We start from the raw sequence: 20,760 nt of genomic DNA on the forward strand, positions 1-20,760 counted from the left end.
AATCATTGCTCCTCTTCTTCGAAAACTTTTGTGTCTATTAAAAGTGCAAAGTTGCTTGCAATGCCGCCAATGTAAGCAATGTTTTCGTAATCTTTCTTTGAAAAGTAATTTCTTCTCAGCAGTGTTTTCCGCATCCATTTCACGGACCTGGATATGAATGGCACTCTATATATTTCTTTGAAAACTTTTTGGAACTCTTCTTCAAAAACTTGATTTGATTTCTCTAAAGAGAGGATCAGTTCTTCGGAGCGCTCGTTTATTAAGTCCATTTTTAATATATTGGCTTGAACTTGATCCATCAACTTTATCACTTCTGCCATATTCTTTTCAATTTCAGTAATTTTTTTATTGGCTTGGATATGGCTAAAAACTCCAGTTAATGCAAGAGCGGGAATCGCAACCAATCCTCCGAGAACTGCAGTTCCTGCTGCCATGCCGCCACCGCCAGCAGCTAAAGCGCCGCCTCCAAACCATGCCAAAGTAGCATTTGTCGCTGCTGCTCCGGATAGCCCGGCTAATGCAGTTCCAGTTGAAGCGGTTCCAAAGGTCGAAGCCAAAGCCCAGGCGCCGACCGCTGTGCCTACACCGGTGGATAATCCTTTAGAAGCGTTCATTGCCATGGTGCCTGCTGTGATTGTGGCATCAATTTGATTGAAATTGACTGTACCCATACTGTTCTCAAACTTTTGGTCCACGATATCTCGTTCTTTGCTTTGCAGATTTTTAGAAAGCTTGCTGATCTTTTTAAGGGATTTGACTGCAGCGATTTTAGCTGCTATCACTTCTTCTAATTTGTCATTTACTTGTATCCTTTTGTCTTCCATTTTGGCGTGTAACTGTTGATATTCAGTCTGCAAATCATCGTTTTCTTCGATTTTTCTTTCGATTCGTCCATGCGCTCCAAAACTAACGATATTCTTTAATACTCCCATTGATTAATTTCCCCTTGCCTTAGTAGTAGCACGCAAAGTTATAAGATTTATGTGTGTAGTTTAGCCTATTATAGTTTACATATTCTTCTTTTAAAAGAGGTATTAGAAATAAGTGGTGAAACGTGTTCTTGTGCTGGAAACAATTTAATTATTAACTGCACTGCATACGAATAAATCCCTTTCTAATAATCTTGATGGTTTTTGGAGATGTTTTTTTAAAAACAAATAAGATGAGTTGTCACAATTGAAGGGCATACAGAATATTGGTGAAAATATGCTGTTTTTTTGATTTTTTCAACCAGCGGGTTCCATTATTTTAACCAGCTTTTAACCTGCCGGGTCTAGTATTCGTCTTAACAATGGAAAGACTGGGGCCATAAAGAGCCAACGGGATCCTTCAAAGGAAAGAGGCTAGGACGATGGGAGACTTGTATGTTGATCAAAGCTTTGGCCGGCTGTATGAAGCGATGGAAAACGGAACGTGCGAGGCGTTTGATTTCTTTCATGCCTTAGGAACGGTGAAGCACGTGTTTATCAAGCGGGAGATTCCAATCAGGATGGGCGGAAAGGTTTTCTATGAACTTGTGACGCCTTGTGGATACGGGGGGCCGATGATTGCCGGCTGCAAAGAGGGCGATAAACGGAAATTGGTTTATGAATTCGCTCTGGCATTTGAACGGTACTGCAAGGACCACCATATTGTCTGGGAATACGTGCGTTTTCATCCGGTCATAGGTAATGCGGAAGCGTGTGCCGACTGTTATGATCTCCATTATATCGGCGAAGCATTCGGGACCGATCTACAGGCGTTTGCAGATCCGGTGCAGGAGGAGTTCTCTGAGAGTGCTAAAAGGGCTGTCTGGAAAGCTTTAGAGGCAGGCGTCGAATACCGGATTACGGAAAAGCCGAAAAATCTCCATCAGCTTTATAAATTCTATTCTTCTTTTGCTGACAAAGGCGAAAAGAAATTCAAGGCCGACTTTTTTTGGGAATGCGGGAAATCATTTCGTGAGCAGATTGTGCTTGTGGAAGCGGTGTACAAAGGGCAAGTGATCGGCATGGGTTTGAACTTTCTTGCCAACAATATTTTGCATACCCATCTATCTGTGGTCGATCCTTCTTTTTGCTATCTATCACCGGAACACGTCATGCACTTTGGCCTCACGTTATGGGGAAAAGAACAGGGTGTGGACCTCCTGCTTGACGGCAGCTGGCTGATCGATCCTAAAGCAACCGGCATGCACATCTTCAAAAAACAATTCAGCCAGAACACCAGCTTCAAGTATTGCATCGGGCAGCGGGTGTGGGATAGAGGGGTTTACCGGAAGTTGTGCGGCGTTGCGGAAAACGGGGAGACGGATGTGTATAGTTTTGCTTAATAAATTTTGATAGCGATACATCTATGCGTGAACGGCATAGTTGGATCACTGCTCGTTGACCATATGAGAAAAAAAGCGAGGCACCGGCGATGTAATAACCGGTGCCTCACTTCTGTGTAGGGGCATCAGGATTTTATAATTGCGTCCAAGTATTGAAAAGCTAATTTCTTTAAAAGCGCTTTAGCTCAAAGTAAAGGTTTGAGTCAAGCACTAAATGGAACAATTATCCAAATGCCAGCATAGTGGGATTAAGATTTAGTAAACTTCAATGGAAACAATTCCTGGCAATTCATCTTCAGCATATTGTATTGGAGCTAAGTTGTCCGTAGGTGTTGAAAAAAAGAGTATTGTCGAAAAAAGGATTAAAAGTTTAGTTTTCATTATAAGTCCTCCCAAAAGTCTATATCCATTATATTTTTAATTGCATCAGTTGATTTTCTGTAATAGTTGGCAGCTTGTTTATACTTTTTCTCTTCATAAAAATAGTCAGCCAATAAAAGAGAAAACTTGTTTACACTTTTCAAATCAGACACAGCAGCAAAATAGTCAATCGCATAGATACAAGTTTCTTCGAATGCTGGATCATTGCTGTGCAGACATTTATAAACCTCTATTTTTTTAGAATAATTTTCGACAAAAGCCGTCTTGTCGCCATCCATTAATGCGGTTGCTTTTTCACATAATTCCACAACTTGCTTCGAGTCGGTTTGTTTTGAGTATTCGTTGATCAGTGAAAAGAGTGAAATTATTTTTCCTTTTATATCTTCTTTTTTGTCTAGACTCATCGAAAAATAGTTTATGGCCTTGGAAGATTCACCTTTTGAGGAATATAAAGCCCCCATATTTTGCAGCAGGATTCCTTTATAGTTGGAAAGGTTTACCGCGTTTACCACCTTTTCTGCTAAGTTGAAGGTTTCTAATGCCTCCTCAAACCTTCTCGCTCTTTTATATGCGATGCCCATCGAAATATAGGTATCGATAAGCCGATTAAAATAGAACCCATTTTTATAGAATTCCAAAGCCTTTGTTATGTATTCGATACTGGACATTAATTGAGAATTTGATAAATAGACTAATCCTAATATGTAATGGAAATCCGCAATCTCCCAATCTTCTAAAACCAGTCTTTTAAGTAAATGCAGAGATTTTTCCAAATCGTCTATTGCTTTTATGGTGTTCTGGGACTGGTAATAAAAAATGCCCATATATTTATAGAAGTAATATTTTTGATAGTCATTGAAAGTTGAATAACCGCTCTCTAAATCCTTTATGATGCTTTCCATTGAGTTTTGCTCTTCACTGGATAAGCAGAGTCTAAAAAGAATTAATTGGTATGTATAAAAATCATTTTCCCTGCTAAAAAAGTAGGTTTTTTCAAACACAAAGCTTTTATTCTTCTTTAAGACTGCTTGGTTTCTATTAGCGGTCACTTCAAAATACATTTCCTTAAATTTTTTTAATACGTCTTGCTCGCTGCTGCCCTCCTCCAAAAAACCATCTTCAACCGAAACTCCTAACCGATTCAATAATAACTCAAGAATTTCCTGGCTTGGTTTTATGCTGTTGCTTTCTATCTTGCTTAAATAAGAAGCAGTGCAGATGCCTTTTGCTAAATTGATCTGTTTCCAGCCTTGTTTGGTTCTTTCGCTTTTGATTAAATGGCCAATTTTTTGCATTCACTTGCTCCTTTCTTATCTTATCTCATTCATTTTCTGCTTTATATCAATTTAATGTGAAACTTTTTTCCTTTAAATACCACATAAAGTTTATTTTAACAAAAAGATGTTTCAACTTGTAGCCATGTGTTTACCGTGCACAATTCGCTAGACTTAAATAGAGAAGGGAGGAAAGAAGCTTCAAATAGAGGTTTGGTCATGTACATAAGTAAGGCGAAGGAAAATTGAAAGGGGAAAAATGATGAAAAAGTTTTCTTTAAAATTGTTAATAACGTTTAGTATGATTGCTGTGATATTTATAGGCTCTGCAATTAGTCCATTAAATAAGGCAAATGCTGATGTGGATCAAACCACCAAGGAGTTGGAAGTCGTTTTTGAGAACGCTGAAAAATTCGAAGAAACTTATTCGGGTATTGACTCAGTAGGCCTAACTGCAATGAAAGACGACTTAAAGCGTCTCTTAGCGAAGAAAGAAATAAAGCTGGGGACGCATGGAACATTGGATTTTACGAAAGTAAGCGGCAAAATGAGCGAAGACCATTCGTTGATTTATTTGCCGATAAACTATAAAAATGTTGAGAACGAAATGAACAAATCCTTCTTTACTGCAGGGTTCAAAGAAGGAAAACTGGAATTTTATTACGAAGTAAAAATAGTAGGCGACAACAAAAAGTATACTTCAGAAATTGAGCTTGTATCGAATGGCAAATTGCTAAACAAGCAAAAATTGCAGCTTTCTAAAGAAGATTTTAATACGGAACCTCAAAAGAAAGAGGTTAGTACAAAATCCAATTCAATGTTATCGTTATTACAGCCCCAAACGGCTGAAGCCGGCTGGTGGAGCAACTTTAACGATTGCCTGTCAAGCCAAGGGATTGCTGGTTGGGCCATAACTTCCCTTTCTGTCATTTGCGGGTTTGCTTGTATTGGATCCGCAGGGGCAGGATGCGTACCGTGTCTGTTGGGAGCGGGTTTATTGACTGAGGGAGTCATTGCCTACTGCATCGGCATGGCTGGAATGTAAGAGCGTTAAAAAGGAGGTATCGAAGCATTGAAAAATCTTTTATCAATTATTCTTATCCTGCTGGGAGTCTTGCTGGCCTTAAGCTTATTGGAGATTATTAATATCCCGCTATCAATTGTGTACGTTGCGATTTTCGTAGTAGCTATCGTACTTTTGATGTTGATGTTTTTCCGGAATGGAAAGGCGAAAAATACGTAACTATAAAGAGCAGTTCAAAAGATTATTTCAACGATCTTTTGAACTGCTCTTTTTTGTTGACAGTAAAAATTTAGCGGGAAAACTAAATAGCTATAATTTGGCTGTGCAAGGGGGACGAAATGGAACTAATGAATGCTAGCAAAAGCAAAAGACAGGAGCCCAGTAGAGATAATATGATAATTAACTGAAAATATAAAAAATTAACTATTTTAATTCCTTAAAATGTAATAAAATAAACTTATTCTATTACATTTGGAGGGGACAAAATGAATCAGCGTTTTCAAGAATTGGATTCCTTGCGGGGAATTGCGGCTCTCATTGTAGTATTTCACCATTTTTTGTTTATACTTCCTGCTTTCAAAGATTATACAGCGCCTGAGAATTTCTGGATTGATCTCTTCACTTATACACCACTGCATATTCTTTGGGCCGGACATGAAGCGGTCATTTTCTTTTTTATATTAAGCGGTTTTGTGTTATCTCTTCCGTTTTTTAAAGAAGGAAGAGAGTTCAGCTATACGGACTATGTGATTAAACGGTTTTTCCGCATTTATATTCCGTATATCATCTCGATTTTTATTGCAATCCTGTTAAGGGTAATCATCGAGGAGAGGGGAATCTCGGGTTTAAGCAGTGGATTCAATGACTTGTGGAAAAACGCGATTGATGCTGGAATCATTCTTAGCCACATCCTTTTCTTAGGCGAATATACGACGCGGACATTCAACTCTCCCATTTGGTCGCTGATCCACGAAATGCGTATTTCGTTGATCTTTCCTTTTGTCGTAATGTTTATGAATAAAAATAAGTTATGGAAAACTGTCGGGGCAGCGGTTGCTTGTTCTCTGATTGCCACAGTCTTGATCAAGCTTACCGGAGCTTCAAGCATCAGTATTTTATATTCCATTCATTATTTACTGGTCTTTATTGTTGGAGCACTGCTCGCAAAATATCGTTTTCTATTGCTCGACCTTGTCGCCAAATTTAAAGTTAAAAATTACACATTATTGATTAGCGGAATCTTGTTGCTCACGTACCCTTGGTGGTTCTTCAGGGATTTTCGGATCATCCATGTCTTGGATGACTGGGTGATCATTTTAGGGGCGTCCAGCATCATACTATTGACTTTTACATCTAACGTATTTTCACGTTTTTTGAATTTGAAAGCCAATTTGTTTTTGGGGAAGATTTCTTACAGTTTGTATTTGTATCATATGTTGGTCTTGTTGCCGGCGGTTTATTTGTTGCATGGAAAAATTCATATCATAAGCATCTTCTCAATTTCATTGCTTTTGTCGATTGCCGTTGCAGCAATTGCTTACTATTGGGTTGAAGAACCTTCTATCAATTGGGGGAAACGTGTAATAAAGAAATTTAGGGAACGCGAATTGGAAATAAAACAAGTTTCGAAGGTGGATTTGGAGGAAACTGCTGAATAAGGAAAAAGACCGGTATGGAACGCGTCCGTCTGGAGCGCAATGAAATAACTAGCAACTTTTCTCGACAGCCTGAAAAGCACGGACAGCATACCAGCTGCCCGTGCTTTTTTCCATTTTCTCTATTTCTTCTCCAACCTCAGCGCAAAACCCAGGTACATCAACGAATTCCTTGCACGGAACGCCATCGACATCGCCAGGCGCTCAAGCTCGAGCCGCGTCATCTGATGCTTCCGGAGTTCGCCTTCTTTCGCCACTTCTTCCGGCGAGTCGATGACCTGCACAAAGCTGCGTTCCATTTGGTAGCGCAGCCCAAGCGTGCGGAGCATCGGGATGCTCTGCTGCTCGGAGCGTTCATAGCCGAACACTTCCTTTGCCTGCCAGTAGAGCGCTTTTAATGCGGCATTTTTTGAGTCCTGGATAAAGGGCTTGAGTGGCTTTTTCGGATGTTCTTCCTGGAACCAGATGCGCTGCATGCCGACACGCTGCTCCGGCACTTCGAGTTTGTAATAATGGTTCAGGAAAGAGGCAATCTTATCGAACAGGGAAAATGCCTGCCGGAAGACGCTCTTCAGCCGCTCGCTGCGGTTTGGCTCTTTTGCATCTTGTTCGAGCGCCTCGAACAGCGTCCAGCGGAGCGACGTGAACTCGGAAACGAGCGCGTCCATATAGCCGGAAAGGAACTCGCCGTGATTCTTGTCGTCACCCTTGTGGCGGTAGCTGAGCGTATCGAGTTTCATCATGCCGCCCGGATCGAATTCGTTAGCGTTATTCAGCAGAAGCCGGTGTTCCGCGCACCAATCGCGGTATTCCTTCTCGCGGCCTTCAAAAAAGTTCGGTTTATAGCCCGAGGTTACATCGACCGGACCGAGCTTTTCCAGCATATTTTCCGCGAGCTTCAGCCGGTCCGCGTAAAGGGCGCGTCCGTTTTCGCTGCCAATTGCCTCGTGCGACCGCCGGAGAAAATCACGCGCTGCATGAAGCGCTTCGGCCTTCTCGACGGTGTCCTGCAGGAAAGTGGAATAAAACAACAGGCCCCAGCCCTTTTCACCGTCTTTTTTGGCAAACGAAGGATCATTGGCCGCCTCAATCATTGCTTCTGCCACTTGGAGCCCTTCAATCGCACGTCCAACATAAATCAGTGTCTCTGCATAGTTCAAACAGATCTGGTTCCATACGGGCGCCGGCACTCTGCCGCGGAACTGGAAGTACAGGCTTTCGAACAAAAACAGCTGGCGCTGCTTCATCGGGCTGTTCCAGTCTTGCTGCAGCTGGTGCCGGATGCCGAGCTGGCTGCATTCCAGCATTACTGGCAGCGGATACGCCGCCTGGCCTTCAAGCCGCTTTTTCAAATGAGTGATCAGGTCTCCCAGTTTTTCCGGTTCCTGCTTCGTTTTCTGGAACTCCTGCAACAGCAGCTGCGCTGCCTGGTAGATTTCTTTTATCTCAAACTGCCCATAATCTTCTGATTGGATGATGTCATTTATCGTCGACATGAAAACCCTCCTTGGAATATGCTGGTGAGGCTCGGTTGTTCTTGATCAAGCAACCAAGTCCTTGTAGGTCTATTGTAAAGGAAAGCATCAGATACAAGTAAAGCGATATGGTGAAGATAAAAGAAAAAAACTATATAGTGGGTTTTTCTTTGGAGAACTCTATTCGATACCATTTCAGGTAGAAAGCGACCGCATGAACCATGCCAAAGATGCAAAACATGCATAAGGCCAGTTAACAGGCATGAAATGCATGTAGAAAATTTAGAAAGTCATGTAGAAAACTCGGAAGTTCATGTTAAAACGCTGATAGTTCATGATAAAATGCCAGAACTTCATGAAGAAAATATTGTTAGCAGATTTCACTTCAATTGAGAACGGAATATTTACTGCCAGTTGATTTGAAAAGGGCCAATTGGCAGTTACCGCGATTATTTCTGTCAATTGCGGGTAAACTCTAGTAACAGAGTTTAACTAGGAGGGATTTCCAATGACAAGAAAAGGCACAGCAGGGCGAATGCCCCAATCAAACATAGGAGCAAACGAATCTTTGACCGACAAAGCCACCAAGAAGGTAAAAGACATGTTCGATGGCGATAACGAAGCAACCAATTACGATGACATTGATCATGATGCAGGTGCGATGGAGTATAGCAAACGGAAACAGGCAGAGGAGGATCGGGAGAAGGAATAAGTTTAGATCATATCCCTTTGTTGCAACAGTTCCATCTGTGTAATGCAAATACTTGCAGAAGACTCCTTATTACGAAAGCGCAATGGCTTTTGAGTAGGGAGTTTTTATTTTAGAGGAAAAGCCAAGGGGGCATACTAGAGGCAATTACATGAATACAATGCGATTGAGCTTAAAAGAGAGAGTTTACCATAGATTGAATGAAATAAACTAATGGCTGCATCCAGGAACCTGTTTGGTTTCTAGAGGCAGCTTTTTTGTCTTTTTGCAGGAAGTACATGAAGAAACGCGGGAACAGCATGAAGAGAGTTCGAAAAGTTATATAGGGAGCTGAAGGGTGAATGTAGAAACTTGAAAAGTGCATGAAAGAGGATGAATAAATTATGAAGAAAATACTGGAAATCGGTCCATTAGCAAATTTATACAGTGCTCAGGGGTACTTGTTTCTGTAAACAGAATAGCTTCATTTAAAGCATGAGAAATTGGAGCACAAACTGCTGTGAGCAAAAAAAAAAACGCATTAGACTCTTGAGGCTTTTGTATTGTTTGAACATAAGAAGAGGACTGACAATTTAGCTGTTTTTAAAAAAATACTGGATTAAGTAGAAAAAAGAAGTTCAATGAGTTAAAATTATAAAAGTAAATTAAATATTCTGAATATTAAATATATTTTAATGGTCAAGCTAGATTTTAAGTTTTTATGTAGGGGCATGTGAGAAAGACCGAGCACAGAACAAAAAACTCGAAGGGGGAATGTCGATGATTTTAGTAACAGGAGGGGCCGGTTATATAGGCAGTCACGCAGCAGTAGAATTATTGGATGCTGGTTATGAAATTGTAATAGTGGATAACCACTCTAATAGTGGAGCAGGGGCTATCCGTCGGATTAAGGAATTGACTGGGAAAGATTTTCCTTTCCATAAAGTTGATTTATTGAATTACGAATCGTTGCATCACATTTTCTCTTCCTACAAACTAGACGCTGTGATGCATTTTGCTGGTTTGAAGGCAGTCGGGGAGTCCGTGGACATCCCACTGGAATATTATCACAACAATATAACCGGAACGCTTAATCTATGCAGACTAATGAAGAAGTTCAATGTGAAAAAGTTAGTTTTCAGTTCATCAGCTACCGTGTATGGAAACACTTTGAAAATGCCGATAGAAGAATCCTTCCCTTTATCTGCCACAAATCCATACGGCCGCACGAAGCTGATGATTGAAGAAATTTTACGGGATTTGAGTGCTTCAGACCCCATGTGCCGAATTGCAGTTTTAAGGTATTTTAATCCAATAGGAGCACATGAGAGCGGCAGAATTGGAGAAAACCCTACTGGCATTCCCAATAATTTAATGCCTTATATTACCCAAGTTGCGATTGAAAAAAGAGAAAAACTCCAAGTGTTTGGCAACGATTATAACACTCATGATGGCACAGGTGTCAGGGACTATATTCATGTAGTTGATTTAGTAAAAGGGCATGTAAAAGCATTAAATTATCTGGATAACTTTAAAGGAATCGAAACTTTCAATCTCGGTACAGGCACTGGCTACAGTGTTTTGGATTTGGTGACTACTTTCAGTGAAGTCATTTCTAAAGAGATTCCCTATCAAATTGTCAACAGGCGCCCGGGGGATGTCGCTGTATGTTATGCAAATCCAGAAAAAGCGAAAGTGATTTTAGGCTGGCGTGCCGAAAAAGATTTGAAGAAAATGTGCAAGGACGCCTGGAGATGGCAATCTGAAAACCCTGATGGCTATCAAACAACGGTAGAGTCAATAAGCTTTCTAAGTTCTCCTTCTATAAAACAAACTTGATGAATAATAAAAAGAAGTGTTTCGATAAGACGAAGAACATTGTATGCCTCCGGGTGTCCTTTTTCTTCTAAGCCAAATCAAATTGCAGTAGACAAATTAAATCCTAAAGTGCCTGTTAGAAGTTGAATGTCTCCACTGTAAGAATAACTCAGCTGATTGATGCCGGTAGCATACAAAAAAGTACCTATCAAAAAGCGAACCAAGAAATAGCTTAAAATTGCCTCATCAGAAAAGATACATAATGCGATGATCTTAGCCATTTATGAGGTGAAGAAATCCTATCCTGTCGTTAAAATGCTGTCACCGAAGAACAGCCGATTCCTGCTGGATGAAGTGGAATGGCTCTATTCCTGTTCGATGGCGGACATGGAGACCTATCAGGCAGCTGCCGGTTGAAAATCGTACAATATTGGCAATTGCCAATGAGGTGGTGCCGAATGCGTAGAAAGTATCGGGAAGTGAGAATTGCGTATCTGGAAGTGCTGCTCAAAGGCGCGTTGGATGAGAAGATGCGTACGAAGATTTTAAAGAAGATTGCCCATCATCGGAAGAAATTGAATGAATTGATTAAGGAATTATAAAATGGACAGAAGCTTATTCTACTATTAGCTAGAGTAAGCTTTTTGGGTTTTAATGCGTTGGCTCAAAGTTTTATGGAACATTGGCGCGCAGGAGTAAAAAGGCAGCTATTCTAAATGGTCTCCTTGAGAAGCCAAGGTTACTCAAGGAGATTGTGCAAAAATAACGTTTGCACGATTAGCAATACGGCAACCTTTCCTGTAAGAAGATTTCAAGAAAGGCGGTTTTCAGTTGTTAGGACATTCTTTTTAGGGATGGCAGATGAATTGCTGATTGTTGAAGAAACGGTATTATCGTAGATTACGCTTCAGTTTAATTTGGCTAACTCATATTTAAACGGGGTCGTCTTCATCTTGACGACGCCTTTTTTATTATTTGAAATATCTGTTAATTTAAAGGCTTTGATGATAAAATTTTATTATGCTTTGAGTAAGTGATTAGACAGCAAACGGATAAAGCTGAAAAGCACGAATAGCAACACGGATATGCGGCATCTCTGGAAATTCTATAAAAATAATAGAAAGCGAAGTGATCCAAAATGGAAGAACGCCAAACCACTCCTCCTGCCGGCAAGATCATTTTTACTGATTTGACTGTGGAGCACGCGGAAGTGACACGGGACTTTTTTAAACAAGTCATTGGCTGGACACATGAAGATGTTGCGATGGGCGACTATGCAGACTATATGATGAAAGCGTCGGACGGAGTGCCGGCTGCGGGAATTTGCCATCAAGCGGGAGAAAACAAAGGGCTGCCGCCTGTTTGGCTGGTGTATTTTGGTGTCCATGATTTAAATGCGAGCCTTGAAGCGTGCAAGAAACTGGGGGGAGTCATCCATACCGAACTCAAAGGGGAAGTGAAGACGGGCAGCTTTGCGGTGATCGAGTATCCGGAAGGGGCGTTTTGTGCGCTTAGCCAGCTTTGAGTCGATTTGACAGCTATATATAGGAAAGAAATTTAACTTTCCTGGTTTTATGGCCATATTTTTTGCGCTTTTAAACGAATGCATATAGAAATGTTGAAAACGCATGTAGAAGAAGCAGATAGGCTTGTAAGAAGCTGAAGAGTTCATGTAGAAACGGGAATAGTGCATGATAAAACGCGAAAACTTCATGAAGAAAATATTGGAAGCAGCATTGTTCGGAGCTGAAAGCGGTTTTCAGCACTCTTTAAGGCTCTGCATTGAAACGGCAGCTTCCGATGAACCTGATTAGTGAAAGAAAGAACGCAACTTCTTCAACCAACTGGTTTTTTCATCCATCTTTCCGTACAATTAACGATTATGGGAAGCGTGGTTTGCTTCCATTTCTAGCATCGGATGTGAAGTCAGTTGGTCATTGTTGAGATTTTGAATGTCGTTTTGCCGGTATTCCTGTTGATGGGTGTCGGTTTTGTTGTGGGCAGGTACATGCGGATCGATTCGAAGTCGGTATCCGATTTGTCGATCTATGTGTTCAGCCCTGCTCTTTTCTTTTATTCAATTTCTACGTCTGAAATGGACATGGGCGATTTCGGGCGGGTTGTCCTTTTCGCTTTTTCGCTGTTTCTGTTGTTTGCTTTGTTTGTATACGCGACTGGCAAAATCCTTAAGTGGGACAAGGTCTATCAAAACACGTTGATGCTGGCGAGCGGATTTCCAAACGCGGGGAATTACGGGCTGCCGATCATCCTTTTCGCTTTCGGGGAGGAAGGGGTGGCGATTGGCATCATCTATTTGGCGATGCAGTCATTTCTGATGAATTCGGCGGGGGTGTTTTACGCATCCAACCATGCTGAGGTGCCGAAAAAGGACATTTTCCTGCAAGTTATCCGGATGCCGGGAGTTATTGCCATTCTTTTGGCGCTGGTGCTGAAAATTGGCGGGATTCCGATTCCGCAGGCGGTCGAGAACGCGACAAGTCTGCTTGGCCAGGCATCCATTCCGACGATGCTGACGCTTCTTGGCGTTACGCTTGCGTCGATCCAAATCAAGAATGTGCTCAGTTTTATCGGGACAGCGACAATCTTCAAACTGGTCGCGCTGCCGGCCCTGGCGTTTCTGTTGCTCGGGCTGATTTATCCGGCAGGTTCGCTTGAAGCGAAAGTGCTGTTGATCGGCGCGGCCACGCCGACCGCTGCGACGACCACTTTGCTTGCGATTAAATTTGGGATGAATCCGGATATGGTTTCAAGCGCCATGTTCGTCAGTACGCTCGCGAGCATTGTAACGATTCCATTATTATTGTTGATGGTATAAGCCATAGACATTAACCGAAGCCAGCAGCCCAAAAGGTTGCTGGCTTCGGTTTTTCATATGCTGTATTTAACTAAAATAGCAGGAAAGTATAAAAAGTATTTGTTTAATGATAGATAGGTATTCATACACTGGTAAAACTATTAAAAGAACCATATACTTTTACCTATTAAACAGGGAAATCTTATGTGAACAGAAACCAGGAGGACTGAATGTGAACATCATATTGATAGGCGACAGCGGCCACGCGCGGGTGATTGCAGACAACATAACATCAAGCGGCAACCGGGTCGTGGCAAGGCTGGACGATAAATACACCGAACCATTTAAAGAAGACGGCTGCTGGCTGGGGCCGGTATCTGAAGTGCATACCTTGATCGAGCAAGAAGAGGCAAAGGTCGTCATTGCCATCGGTTCGAATTCAGTAAGAAGAAAAATTGTGGAGCGTCTGGCGTTGGGTGCGGACCAATACGCGACCGTCATCCATAAAGAAGCAATCGTTTCTCCGAGTGCGGCAATCGGTGAAGGCACGGTCGTAATGCCAGGCGTGATAGTCAATGCGGCGGCAGTGGTTGGCAGCCACGCGATATTAAACACCCGTCTAGTAATTGAACACGATTGTATCGTCGGCGATTATGCGCATGTGTCGCCAGGAGCCATGATCACTGGCGGCGTAAAGATCGGGGAAGGCGTCCATATCGGAGCCGGGGCGACCGTTATTCCGTTGAAGGAGATCGGCCAGTGGAGCGTTGTCGGCGCTGGGGCTGTCGTCATTGACGATATTGAAGAACATTCAACAGCCGTAGGTATTCCGGCAAAGGTTATCAAGATGGCATCAGCTTCTGCAAAACCGGTTCGGTAAAAAGCCATAAAAATCAGCGGAGAAGTCAGCGGGCGGGTTATTCAAAACCCATCTGCTGGCTTTTTTATTGTCTGGAAAAATAGCTCGATTTTACAAATCTAAATATTCTAATAGTTTAACCCTCATTTAACCTTTACGCATTAGTATTAGTTTCAACAAGGGACAAGTCTGGCAAAATCCATTGAGCGATTTGTTGACGGAGAGGGGTTATAAGCTATGAAAGAAGTTTATTTTGATGAAAATTTTGGACGGCTGCATGAAGCGGTGGAAGGCGGAACGTGTGAAGTATTCGAGTTCCGCAGTCCTTCAGGCACCATCCGTCATATGTATATCAAGCGGGAAATTCCTGCAGCTATCGAAGGGGAGACGTATTATGACCTGGTAACGCCATTTGCCTACGGCGGTCCGGTCATTTTGGACTGCGAAGAAGACGGGGAGTGGGATTTGGTTTACGAATTCGTCCAGGCGTTTGATGCGTACTGCAAAGAAAACCGCATTGTTTGTGAACAGGTGCGGTTCCACCCGGTGGCAGAAAATGCGGTGGATTTTATGGGGTGCTATGAAACGGATTGGGTGGGCGATACATACGGGACGAATTTAAAGGCTTTTTCGGATCCGGTCAGAGAAGAGTTCTCCCTTTCCTGCCAAAATATGATCTGGAGTGCGCTGGAAGCGGGAGTGGAATACCGCGTCACCGCAAAACCGGAAAGCTTGGAGGAGTTTACGGAGTTCTATACCAAAGCGGTGGAAGGAGGAGAACCGGGCCTCGGATATTTTCAGGAGTGCGGAAATGCATTCCATGAGCAGTTGGTGCTCGTAAAAGCCGTATACAAAGAGCAAGTGATCGGCATGAGCTTGAATTTCCTGTCGGCAGGCGTCTTGCATACGCATCTGGCGGTGGCCCATCCGGGTTTTGCTTATTTAAACCCGGTTCATGTTATGCGCTTTGGCCTTACACTTTGGGGGAAAGACAACGGCGCATCGATGATCCATGACGGCGGCTGGCTTGTCATGAATGGCGGGATCCATAACGTGGACTCATTTAAGCGGCAGTTCAGTAAGCATACCCGTTTCAAATGGTGCATTGGCCGCCGGATCTGGGACGAAGAGATGTATGGAAAGTTGTGCAAGGCCATGGAAATGGGGAGCGGAGCGGACAGCTTTCCGGCTTACCGTATAAAGGAAAGCGATCCATGCGCCAGTTAGTTTTATGAAACTCAGAAAAATACTGATTGCAATTGCACAATAAAAGGAGCGAAATGGGATGGCTGGAAAATACATTTTTAGATTTGATGATATTGCGCCAAATATGGACTGGGATAATTACGAATATATAAAAAGGATATTCGATAAATACAATGTCAAACCGCTTATCGGTGTCATACCGGACAATCAGGACCCGGAACTGAAAAAGTTTGCTTTCAAAGACGAAGATTATTTTTGGAATGAAATGAGGGAACTCCAACAAAACGGCTGGGAAATTGCTTTGCATGGTTATCAGCATAAGTATGTGACAAAAGAGGCTGGAATTTTTGGCATAAAAAATCAAAGTGAATTTTCAGGTCTGCCAATTGAAGTTCAAAATGAAAAAATACGAAATGGTATGAGATTGTTCAAAAGTTACAATATTAAAACCGATACTTTCATGGCTCCATCGCATTCCTTGGACCGGAACACGCTGCGGGTTCTAAAGGAAAACGGGATCACTACCATAACTGATGGATTTGCGCTGTATCCCTACTATTACGATGATCTCCTGTTTGTACCACAACTATTTGCAACCCAACGGAGGATGCCTTTTGGCATTTACACATTTTGCATTCACTTCAACTCTATGACCAAAGAGAGCATTGACGAAATAGAAGACTTTATCAAGTCCAATAGAGAACATATTATTACCTTTTCAGAAGCGAAGACCTATGCCACGAAAAACCCGGTCAATACTTTTTTAGGTACATTCTTTAAAACCTCCCTATCTTTTAAACGAGGCCTGCAAAATAGTTAATAAACGCATCGCATACCGGCGGCTTTTGTCTTCTGTGTTCTAACGACTTCCGCATTTTGCCTCTGCGTATTCTTGAAAAAAGTATATCTGCAGAAAAAAGCTGATAAGAAATACTATATAACAGGAAAGTTGAGTAATTTAACCCGCCTTTAACCTGAAAAGGGTAAGATTTTAACAGGTAAACTCCCTCTAATGCAATGAAAGTCCAAAACTCTGCTCTTTGCACCTTCTATGGAGGTACTTGAAATAAAAATAAATGCCACTAAAAAACCCTGTTTTAAAAAATAGAAACTTAAGCAATGGAATTGCGAAAGGGGACTGATCATGATCAGTAAAAGCCAAGTTTTTATTACTTTGATTTTAATATCCATGACGGCATTGTTTTATTTTAACAAGTCACCTGCAAACAATGGTGCAGATTCTGCTGCATCAGTAGCAGATTTTGGCGCAAAAGGTGATGGCAAAAACGATGACACGAATTCAATTCAAGATGCAATAGATGAAGTAAGCGAAGCGGGTGGAGGAGTAGTGACCATTGCTGAAGGAACATATCTAGTTGATGCAATCGAATCTATAAAAGTAAAGGATAATATTACATTGGATTTTGAGTCCGGAGCTGTAATAAAAGCTATGCCCAATGGTGCAGACAACTACGCAATCATAAGCATCCACGACGTTGAAAATGTAAAAATCACTGGGAAACCAGTGATTCAAGGAGAACGGACGGAGCATACCGGGGAAACTGGAGAATGGGGTTTTGGAATTAGCATCAAAGGCGCAACCGGTGTTTCCATCGAGAATGCAAATATAACAGATTGTTGGGGAGATGGAATCTATATAGGGCCGTCAGAAAAACAAAACTATAGTAAAGATGTTGTTATAAAAGACCCGCTGCTTGAAAATAACCGGAGGCAAGGAATTTCTGTTATATCCGCTAAAAACCTAAAGATAACGGATCCTGTTATCAATAACACCAGTGGAACTGATCCGCAAAGTGGAATTGATATAGAACCTAATTCGAATACAGAGCATTTAGAAAATATCGAGATTGTTAATCTGGCTACAAAGAATAATGAAGGCTTTGGTTTTCAAATTTATTTAGAGAACTTTGAAAACAGTGAAAATCAGGTTAGCATAACACTCGATACTTCGAAAAATATCACAGATGGCATTTCAATAGCCAAAACCGATAATATTGAAGGCGAGATAAAAATTGGCGAGGAGCAATTCCTGCCAGACCTTTGAAGAGTTGCTGGAACAGTAAAATGATCGCCATCTAAAACTGCACCTCCATTGTTGGTTCTAACTGACAATGGAGGTGCAGTTTTTTTAAAATTCATCAGCGCAGGAGCTTCCAATAGTTCGAGAGGAAGCCGGATGCTTTTCGCCAAGCCAAGGTAAACGGCTAGCGAAAGGCAGTTTTTTTGGTTAAAAAAACAAAATATTTAAACAGTTTAACCAATTCTTAACCTGTGAAGACTAGTATCTACCTTAACAAGAGAAAACACTTGAAGCTATTAGCTGATTTTTAACGGAAGAGAGGTAATGGGTTTGGAAATTTAGAAAGGTTCGACGAAGCGGATTTGTAAAAAAAGAGTTAAGCCTTTATGGAAGCTTAGGCTTTAACTTTTTGTTTCTTTTGATTCCAGAAAAAAATATTTAACCTTTTAAATTGCTATCAAACAGTATTGGAGAGAAAACTATGACAAAAATAGCTGTAGTAGGAACTGGGTATGTTGGTTTAGTATCAGGAGCAATTCTATCGGATTTCGGCCATACGGTAACATGCGTAGATATAAACGAAGAGAAGATCCAGGATTTGATTAACGGCAAGATCCCAATTTATGAACCTGGGTTAGAATCGATTGTCCAAAAAAACAGTTATTATAAACGCCTGAGTTTTACGACAGATATCAAATCTGCCGTCGAAGATAATGAAGTGATTTTCATTGCAGTCGGTACTCCTTCAGCAGAAGACGGAAGTGCAGACTTGCAATATGTTCTGGAAGTCGCTAAAAACATCGCAACTTACATGAATGGCTATAAAGTAATTGTCAATAAATCGACCGTCCCTGTGGGAACCGGGCAGAAAGTAAAGGAAATGATCCAAACTACGCTTGCAGAAAGGGAAGTGGATTTCTCTTTTGATGTCGTATCAAATCCTGAATTTTTAAGAGAAGGATCTGCTGTACGGGATTTCACCCATCCGGACCGAGTGGTTGTAGGGGCGGAAAGCGCCAAAGCACTCGAAATCATGAAAGAAGTTTATCGCGTGCTGTATTTGAATGAAACTCCTTTGGTGGAAACGGATCTTGAAACATCTGAAATGATCAAGTATGCAGCCAATGCTTACCTGGCAATGAAAATTACGTTTATCAACGAGGTTGCGAATGTTTGCGAGAAAGTGGGGGCCGATGTCCAGATAGTTGCGAAAGCAATGGGGCAGGATGGCAGAATTTCCCCTAAATTCTTGAATTCCGGACCGGGTTATGGAGGCAGCTGTTTCCCTAAAGACACGATTGCACTAGCTCGGATTGCTGAAGAAAACGGAGAAAATATTTCTTTGATCGAAACGACCATCACAGCAAACGAAAAGCAAAAACAGAAAATGGTCGATAAAATCATCAATGGCCTTGGCGATGTATCAGGGAAAACCCTTTGTATTCTTGGGGTGACGTTCAAGCCGAATACCGACGATATGAGAGATGCACCGTCTTTAGTCATCTTGCCGGCACTTGTAAAACAAGGGGCAAAATTAAAGATATACGACCCGGAAGGCCAGAAAGAAGGATCATGGCGGCTAAAAGATATTGAGGATAGCATTGTTTGGTGCGATACCTCATACGAAGCAATTGAAAATACGGATGCTACGGTGATCCTGACAGAATGGAACGAGTTCAGAAACCTTGATTTCGATAAGGTAAGGGAAATCGGGGGAAGCGATTACTTCTTTGATTTGCGGAATATTTACAACAAAAAAACGATGATTGAAAAAGGGTTCAACTATTACGGAGTAGGGGTTTAGGGAGCTGCAAAGACAAACAGATTATTATGTACGGCATATATAATAATACGTTGACTAAACGTGGTTAGAGAGGAAGAGAAATGAAAAAGCTTCTGGCGCCATACTCCAAAGTATTCAGAAATACCGGGATTTTATTGAGTGGAAACGTAGTTTCCAAGCTCATAAATTTATTCACGCTGTTTTTAACTGCCAGATATTTAGGAACAGGGAATTTTGGTACGTTGGTTTTTGTACAAACTTTTGTCTTAATTGTGATCACTTTTGTTTCTTTTCAGCCATGGCAAGCCATTATCAATTACGGCACTAAACTATCGCAAGAAAAGGATGGAAAAAATTTAAAACTATTAGTTAGTTATGGTTTTTTCTTGGATTTACTAAGTGCCATTCTTGGTTTTATACTCAGCCTTATTTTTATTCATTATTTTAGCCATTACTTTAATTTCAGTGAGGATGTCATTCTCTATAGCAGCATCTATTCAGTGGTCATCCTGTTTTACATTAATGGCACTCCCACTGCTTTATTGAGAATATATGATAAATTTAAGCTTTTTGCTTTTCAAGAAATTATCACAGCTATAGTGAAAGTGATTTTAATATCCATAACCTGTTTACTCCAAGGGGATTTGATCCATTTTGTACTGGTTTGGGTGTTAACGGATATCATTGCCGATTGTTTACTGCTGTATTTCGGTTTGAAGGAATATTTAAGACGCGGAAATAAATTCAGTTTGTATTTTTCTTTTAAAGAAGTTAATGAAAAGTTCAAGGGAATCTGGCAGTTTGTTTGGATGACCAACCTGCAAAGGACCATTAAGATTGTTCCCAATTACCTGGATATTATAATGATCCAATTTTTGCTTGGCGCGAATACGGTAGGGGTTTATAAAATTGCCAAAAGCATCGCTGCCACAGTAAATGGCCTTGCAGATCCGTTGTATCAAGCCATCTATCCTCAATTGGCAAAGTACTGGTCTGGAGACGATAAAAACAATTTCTTCGGACTTGTAAAGGTAATCGGGCTTATCATGGGAGCGATTGGAATCGTTGCTTGGCTCGGTATAGTAATAGCCGGCAATGAAGTTATCGTTTTGACAATGGGCCTTGAGTATAGTGGTGCTTATGAAGTTTTAGTTTGGTATTTTCTTGGCGTGATTGTCTCAATGGTGGGTTTGCCTATAGCTCCTGCGATGCTGTCAATGGGGTTGGTTAAACAACATCTATATATCGTTACAATCAGTTCCGTTTTATATTTGATCATTCTTTACTTCTCCTTATTAAATTTCCAATTAGCTGGCGCTGGAATTGCTTATTTCATGTTTTATGCCATCTGGTTAATTTTATACGTTATTTATTTTAGAAGTGAGAGGAAGAACTTGAATGAAATCAACCAACCCAATTAAGCAGCATTT

General features: G+C 41.3%; 20 protein-coding genes. 16 read left to right on the plus strand and 4 right to left on the minus strand.

What is annotated here, in order from left to right; translation table 11 throughout:
* Nucleotides 1-2 precede the first annotated feature (2 nt).
* A complete protein-coding gene (locus FQV28_RS11375) occupies nt 3-932 on the minus strand; it encodes a hypothetical protein (RefSeq protein WP_146496596.1) in 930 nt (309 codons plus the stop codon).
* A 419-nt stretch (nt 933-1,351) separates the two neighbouring features.
* Between FQV28_RS11375 and FQV28_RS11380 the strand changes: the two genes are divergently transcribed.
* Entirely contained in the window at nt 1,352-2,311 is a 960-nt protein-coding gene (locus tag FQV28_RS11380; protein WP_146496597.1) for a GNAT family N-acetyltransferase, read from the plus strand.
* A gap of 255 nt (nt 2,312-2,566) precedes the next feature.
* On the opposite strand, the gene FQV28_RS19525 is transcribed toward FQV28_RS11380, so the two are convergent.
* The gene (locus FQV28_RS19525) at nt 2,567-2,692 is read right to left on the minus strand and encodes a hypothetical protein (RefSeq protein ID WP_255472907.1); all 126 of its coding nucleotides are present in this window, start codon (nt 2,690-2,692) and stop codon (nt 2,567-2,569) included.
* Nucleotides 2,692-3,987 (minus strand): helix-turn-helix transcriptional regulator, encoded by a 1,296-nt coding sequence (locus FQV28_RS11385; protein ID WP_146496599.1) that lies wholly within the window; start codon nt 3,985-3,987, stop codon nt 2,692-2,694. Before FQV28_RS11385 ends, FQV28_RS19525 begins: the two co-directional genes overlap by 1 nt.
* A 241-nt stretch (nt 3,988-4,228) precedes the next feature.
* Here FQV28_RS11385 and FQV28_RS11390 point away from each other — a divergent pair, with 241 nt between their 5' ends.
* The 3 genes from FQV28_RS11390 to FQV28_RS11395 all read left to right on the plus strand — a co-directional run bounded on the left by FQV28_RS11390 (nt 4,229) and on the right by FQV28_RS11395 (nt 6,648).
* Nucleotides 4,229-5,011, plus strand: a complete 783-nt coding sequence (locus tag FQV28_RS11390) for a hypothetical protein (RefSeq protein ID WP_146496601.1) — start codon at nt 4,229-4,231, stop codon at nt 5,009-5,011.
* Between the two features lie 27 nt (nt 5,012-5,038).
* A complete protein-coding gene (locus FQV28_RS19240) occupies nt 5,039-5,209 on the plus strand; it encodes a hypothetical protein (protein WP_186763854.1) in 171 nt (56 codons plus the stop codon).
* A 266-nt stretch (nt 5,210-5,475) separates the two neighbouring features.
* Nucleotides 5,476-6,648: an acyltransferase family protein gene (locus tag FQV28_RS11395; RefSeq protein WP_146496603.1), complete on the plus strand. Its 1,173-nt coding sequence runs from the start codon at nt 5,476-5,478 to the stop codon at nt 6,646-6,648.
* A gap of 119 nt (nt 6,649-6,767) precedes the next feature.
* Here FQV28_RS11395 and FQV28_RS11400 read toward each other — a convergent pair whose 3' ends face one another.
* On the minus strand, nt 6,768-8,141 hold the full coding sequence (locus tag FQV28_RS11400; protein WP_146496605.1) for an LA2681 family HEPN domain-containing protein: 1,374 nt from the start codon (nt 8,139-8,141) through the stop codon (nt 6,768-6,770).
* Nucleotides 8,142-8,628: 487 nt separating this feature from the next.
* Here FQV28_RS11400 and FQV28_RS11405 point away from each other — a divergent pair, with 487 nt between their 5' ends.
* The 12 genes from FQV28_RS11405 to FQV28_RS11450 all read left to right on the plus strand — a co-directional run bounded on the left by FQV28_RS11405 (nt 8,629) and on the right by FQV28_RS11450 (nt 20,751).
* A complete protein-coding gene (locus FQV28_RS11405; protein WP_146496607.1) occupies nt 8,629-8,832 on the plus strand; it encodes a hypothetical protein in 204 nt (67 codons plus the stop codon).
* A 756-nt stretch (nt 8,833-9,588) separates the two neighbouring features.
* Nucleotides 9,589-10,647 carry a UDP-glucose 4-epimerase GalE gene (gene galE / locus FQV28_RS11410; protein ID WP_146496610.1) on the plus strand — a complete coding sequence of 353 codons (1,059 nt, stop codon included), beginning with the start codon at nt 9,589-9,591 and terminating at the stop codon, nt 10,645-10,647.
* Between the two features lie 246 nt (nt 10,648-10,893).
* Entirely contained in the window at nt 10,894-11,043 is a 150-nt protein-coding gene (locus FQV28_RS19245) for a hypothetical protein (RefSeq protein ID WP_186763855.1), read from the plus strand.
* 41 nt (nt 11,044-11,084) lie between these two features.
* Nucleotides 11,085-11,228 (plus strand): hypothetical protein, encoded by a 144-nt coding sequence (locus FQV28_RS19250; protein WP_186763856.1) that lies wholly within the window; start codon nt 11,085-11,087, stop codon nt 11,226-11,228.
* A gap of 536 nt (nt 11,229-11,764) precedes the next feature.
* A complete protein-coding gene (locus tag FQV28_RS11415) occupies nt 11,765-12,151 on the plus strand; it encodes a VOC family protein (RefSeq protein WP_146496612.1) in 387 nt (128 codons plus the stop codon).
* 405 nt (nt 12,152-12,556) lie between these two features.
* Nucleotides 12,557-13,462 carry an AEC family transporter gene (locus FQV28_RS11420; protein WP_146496614.1) on the plus strand — a complete coding sequence of 302 codons (906 nt, stop codon included), beginning with the start codon at nt 12,557-12,559 and terminating at the stop codon, nt 13,460-13,462.
* A 211-nt stretch (nt 13,463-13,673) separates the two neighbouring features.
* The gene (locus tag FQV28_RS11425; protein WP_255472909.1) at nt 13,674-14,321 is read left to right on the plus strand and encodes an acetyltransferase; all 648 of its coding nucleotides are present in this window, start codon (nt 13,674-13,676) and stop codon (nt 14,319-14,321) included.
* A 216-nt stretch (nt 14,322-14,537) separates the two neighbouring features.
* Nucleotides 14,538-15,527, plus strand: a complete 990-nt coding sequence (locus tag FQV28_RS11430; RefSeq protein ID WP_146496618.1) for a GNAT family N-acetyltransferase — start codon at nt 14,538-14,540, stop codon at nt 15,525-15,527.
* 58 nt (nt 15,528-15,585) lie between these two features.
* On the plus strand, nt 15,586-16,326 hold the full coding sequence (locus tag FQV28_RS11435) for a DUF2334 domain-containing protein (protein ID WP_146496620.1): 741 nt from the start codon (nt 15,586-15,588) through the stop codon (nt 16,324-16,326).
* A gap of 324 nt (nt 16,327-16,650) precedes the next feature.
* Nucleotides 16,651-17,571 carry a right-handed parallel beta-helix repeat-containing protein gene (locus FQV28_RS11440; RefSeq protein WP_146496622.1) on the plus strand — a complete coding sequence of 307 codons (921 nt, stop codon included), beginning with the start codon at nt 16,651-16,653 and terminating at the stop codon, nt 17,569-17,571.
* 457 nt (nt 17,572-18,028) lie between these two features.
* Nucleotides 18,029-19,351, plus strand: coding sequence for a UDP-glucose dehydrogenase family protein (locus FQV28_RS11445; RefSeq protein ID WP_146496624.1), 1,323 nt, complete (start codon nt 18,029-18,031; stop codon nt 19,349-19,351).
* Nucleotides 19,352-19,431: 80 nt separating this feature from the next.
* Complete coding sequence (locus FQV28_RS11450) at nt 19,432-20,751, plus strand: oligosaccharide flippase family protein (RefSeq protein WP_146496627.1); 1,320 nt, start codon at nt 19,432-19,434, stop codon at nt 20,749-20,751.
* Nucleotides 20,752-20,760 lie beyond the last annotated feature (9 nt).

This window comes from Planomicrobium sp. CPCC 101079 (genome assembly GCF_007859275.1).
In the GTDB taxonomy this organism is placed as follows: domain Bacteria; phylum Bacillota; class Bacilli; order Bacillales_A; family Planococcaceae; genus Planococcus.

Bases quoted from the DNA above. Each gene is read 5' to 3' on its own strand.
- FQV28_RS11375 (WP_146496596.1), bottom strand. From the start codon at position 932: ATGGGAGTATTAAAGAATATCGTTAGTTTTGGAGCGCATGGACGAATC.
- FQV28_RS11380 (WP_146496597.1), top strand. From the start codon at position 1,352: ATGGGAGACTTGTATGTTGATCAAAGCTTTGGCCGGCTGTATGAAGCG.
- FQV28_RS19525 (WP_255472907.1), bottom strand. From the start codon at position 2,692: ATGAAAACTAAACTTTTAATCCTTTTTTCGACAATACTCTTTTTTTCA.
- FQV28_RS11385 (WP_146496599.1), bottom strand. From the start codon at position 3,987: ATGCAAAAAATTGGCCATTTAATCAAAAGCGAAAGAACCAAACAAGGC.
- FQV28_RS11390 (WP_146496601.1), top strand. From the start codon at position 4,229: ATGAAAAAGTTTTCTTTAAAATTGTTAATAACGTTTAGTATGATTGCT.
- FQV28_RS11395 (WP_146496603.1), top strand. From the start codon at position 5,476: ATGAATCAGCGTTTTCAAGAATTGGATTCCTTGCGGGGAATTGCGGCT.
- FQV28_RS11400 (WP_146496605.1), bottom strand. From the start codon at position 8,141: ATGTCGACGATAAATGACATCATCCAATCAGAAGATTATGGGCAGTTT.
- FQV28_RS11405 (WP_146496607.1), top strand. From the start codon at position 8,629: ATGACAAGAAAAGGCACAGCAGGGCGAATGCCCCAATCAAACATAGGA.
- galE (WP_146496610.1), top strand. From the start codon at position 9,589: ATGATTTTAGTAACAGGAGGGGCCGGTTATATAGGCAGTCACGCAGCA.
- FQV28_RS19245 (WP_186763855.1), top strand. From the start codon at position 10,894: ATGATCTTAGCCATTTATGAGGTGAAGAAATCCTATCCTGTCGTTAAA.
- FQV28_RS19250 (WP_186763856.1), top strand. From the start codon at position 11,085: ATGCGTAGAAAGTATCGGGAAGTGAGAATTGCGTATCTGGAAGTGCTG.
- FQV28_RS11415 (WP_146496612.1), top strand. From the start codon at position 11,765: ATGGAAGAACGCCAAACCACTCCTCCTGCCGGCAAGATCATTTTTACT.
- FQV28_RS11430 (WP_146496618.1), top strand. From the start codon at position 14,538: ATGAAAGAAGTTTATTTTGATGAAAATTTTGGACGGCTGCATGAAGCG.
- FQV28_RS11435 (WP_146496620.1), top strand. From the start codon at position 15,586: ATGGCTGGAAAATACATTTTTAGATTTGATGATATTGCGCCAAATATG.
- FQV28_RS11440 (WP_146496622.1), top strand. From the start codon at position 16,651: ATGATCAGTAAAAGCCAAGTTTTTATTACTTTGATTTTAATATCCATG.
- FQV28_RS11445 (WP_146496624.1), top strand. From the start codon at position 18,029: ATGACAAAAATAGCTGTAGTAGGAACTGGGTATGTTGGTTTAGTATCA.
- FQV28_RS11450 (WP_146496627.1), top strand. From the start codon at position 19,432: ATGAAAAAGCTTCTGGCGCCATACTCCAAAGTATTCAGAAATACCGGG.